Annotated in this window: 2 protein-coding genes; both read left to right on the plus strand. The window is 71.1% G+C overall.

Features of this window, described 5'->3' with window-relative positions; genetic code table 11:
* A partial coding sequence (locus D183_RS0115195; protein WP_017909757.1) for a cellulose synthase subunit BcsC-related outer membrane protein occupies window positions 1-1682 on the plus strand: 1682 nt, incomplete at its 5' end.
* Between the two features lie 471 nt (window positions 1683-2153).
* Window positions 2154-2669 (plus strand): peptide deformylase, encoded by a 516-nt coding sequence (locus D183_RS0115200; RefSeq protein ID WP_017909758.1) that lies wholly within the window; start codon window positions 2154-2156, stop codon window positions 2667-2669.
* Window positions 2670-2844: the final 175 nt, after the last annotated feature.

Genomic DNA, 2844 nt, shown 5'->3' on the forward strand with positions numbered 1-2844 from the left:
GCGCGTCCCTGCGCCAGCCCGCCGCGCCGGCCAGCGCCGGCGGCGGTTCGACCGTGCTCGACGAACTGCGCGAGGTGCAGGCCGAGAACAGCGACAGCCTCGCCACCGGCGCCAGCTACCGCGCCCGCGACGGCGAGGCCGGCCTCGGCCGGCTGCGCGATCTGGAAGTGCCGCTGCACGGCGAGTTCGCGGTGGGCGAGGGCAAGCTGCAGGTCGACGTCACCCCGACCCTGCTCGACGCCGGCACGCTCGGCACCGGCTACGCCACCGCCAGCCGTTTCGGCGCCGGCCCGGCCGCGGCGATGGGCGATGCCCTGGCCGCCGACCGCACGCCGATCGACAGCCTGGTCGGCAGCGACCTGTACCAACTGCTGCTCACCGAAGGCAACAGCAACGCCACCCGCAACGCGCTGCGCACCTACGCGGTCAACACCGGGCTGTACAACAAGCTGTTCAACGACACCGACCCGGCGCTGACCAACGCGCAGCGCGAGGCGGCAGCGCTGCAGGCGCTGTACGCCGAGCCGCTGTCGGCGTTCCTGCTCGGCAACACCGCCGCCGACACCGCGATCGGCACGCTGGCCAGCGCCATCCTCGGCGACGCCTCGCGCAGCGCCGACCTCAGCGCCGCCGACATCGCCCGCTTCCGCAACCTCGCCGCCAACCCCACCGCCGCGGCGCTGACCCCGGCCGGCTTCAGCCAGGCGCTGTACACCATGGCCGCCAACGGCAACGGGGCGCGGCGCATGGACCAGGACGCGCGCGGCGTCGGCATGGCGGTGACCTACAAGAACGGCGGCTTCAGCGCCGACCTGGGCAGCACCCCGGTCGGCTTCCCCGAGCGTCGCATCGTCGGTGGCGTCGGTTACCGCGGCCAGGCCGGCGACAACCTCACCTATTCCGGCCAGGTGTTCCGCCGCGCCGTCAGCGACAGCCTGCTGTCCTTCGGCGGCGTCGACGACGGCCGCGCTGAACTCGGCTGGGGCGGCGTGACCAGCAACGGCCTGCGCCTGTCGGCCACCCTCGACAACGGCCTGCTCGGCGGCTACGCCAGCGTCAGTGCCGATCGTCTGGTCGGCCGCAACGTCGCCAGCAACGACCACCGCCAGGTCGACCTGGGCGTGTACGTGCACGCGCTGGACACCGAGAACCAGTCGCTGACCGCCGGCCTCAACCTGACCGCGATGCAGTACGACAAGAACCTGGGCGGCTACACCTACGGCCAGGGCGGCTATTTCAGCCCGCAGGACTACGTGGACCTGGGCTTCCCGGTGCACTGGAGCGGCCGCACCGCCGGGCGCACGGTCAACTGGAGCGTGGACGCCAGCGTCGGCGTGCAGCATTTCCGCAGCGACGACAGCCCGTACTTCCCGACCAGCGCGCAGATGCAGCAGGCCGCCTACGACGCCGCCTCGCTGGCCGCGCTGCTGGGCCTGACCGACCGCTACGTCGCGCCGGTCTACGCCGGGCAGAGCAAGACCGGCATGTCCTACAACATCGCCGGCGCGGCCGAATGGCAGATCGCCCCGCAGCTGTTCCTGGGTGGACGCCTGCTGTTCAACAACGCCCGCGACTACACCCAGTTCAGCACCAACCTCTACGTGCGTTTCGTGCTCGACCGGCTCGGCGCCGGCCTCGGCCGCCGCCCGCAGGTGCTGGCCTCGCCGTACGTGCCGGAGTAGGGCGCGTGCCGCGCGGAGACCGGCGCAGGCGTCAACTGTCTTACAGCCGCGACATGCGGCACCGAAACCCGACTGACACCCTCCGTCGTCGGGACTGAAGTCCCTCGCACAAGGATGCCCCGCGCATCCCTGTGGGAGCGACGTCAGGCGGGCGTCACGTGTGCACATCCATCTCGGCGGATGGCCCGCGGCGCTGCGGAACCACGCGTGACGGAACGCGCGCTACGCTGGCTGGGTGCACGGTGGGAGGGACTTCAGTCCCGATGCATTGCGCCATCGGCAAGCGCGCCACGTCGCGCGTCGCGGCTGCATGACAGTTCGCACCTGCAGAATTCGCCAAGCGCTTTGCCGCAACACGGGGATTGCACCGCGGCGTGTCGCAGTCGGGGCAGGGGAGGCCGCAGCCCGCGCTGCACGCGTCGCCGCCACGGCGGATAATCGCGGCCATTCCCCACTGCCAGGAGTCCGCACATGATCCGCGACATCATCCGCATGGGCGACCCGCGTCTGCTGCGTCAGGCGCCGCCGGTCACCGATTTCGACAGCGCGCAACTGCATGCGCTGGTCGCCGACATGTTCGAGACCATGGACGCTGCGCGCGGCGTCGGCCTGGCCGCGCCGCAGATCGCGGTGGATCTGCAACTGATGGTGTTCGGCTTCGAGCGCAGCGCCCGCTATCCGGACGCGCCGCCGGTGCCGCGCACCGCCCTGGCCAACGTGGAGATCGAGCCGCTGTCCGACGACCTGGAGGATGGCTGGGAGGGCTGCCTGTCCATTCCCGGACTGCGCGCGGTGATTCCGCGCTACCGGCACATCCGCTACCGCGGCGTGCTGCCGGACGGCACCCCGCTGCAGTGCGAGGCCGAGGGCTTCCACGCCCGCGTGGTGCAGCACGAGCACGACCACCTGATCGGCCGCCTGTATCCCTCGCGCATCCGCGACTTCGACAGGTTCGGCTTCGAGGACGTGCTGTCCTACGACTTGTAGGGCCGGGATGCCCCGCGTTGGCGATGCGTGCCCAGCGGTCACTTCCGCATGCGTGCAGTGCCACGCGCTTGTGGGAGCGCTCCAGTCGCGACGGTTTTACCGGTAAGGCCCATCGCGACACAGGGACTTGCGGCGAACTCGGCGGGTGCACTGTGGGAGGGACTTCAGTCCCGAC

This window comes from Xanthomonas sp. SHU 199 (assembly GCF_000364665.1).
Taxonomy (GTDB): Bacteria; Pseudomonadota; Gammaproteobacteria; order Xanthomonadales; family Xanthomonadaceae; genus Xanthomonas_A; species Xanthomonas_A sontii.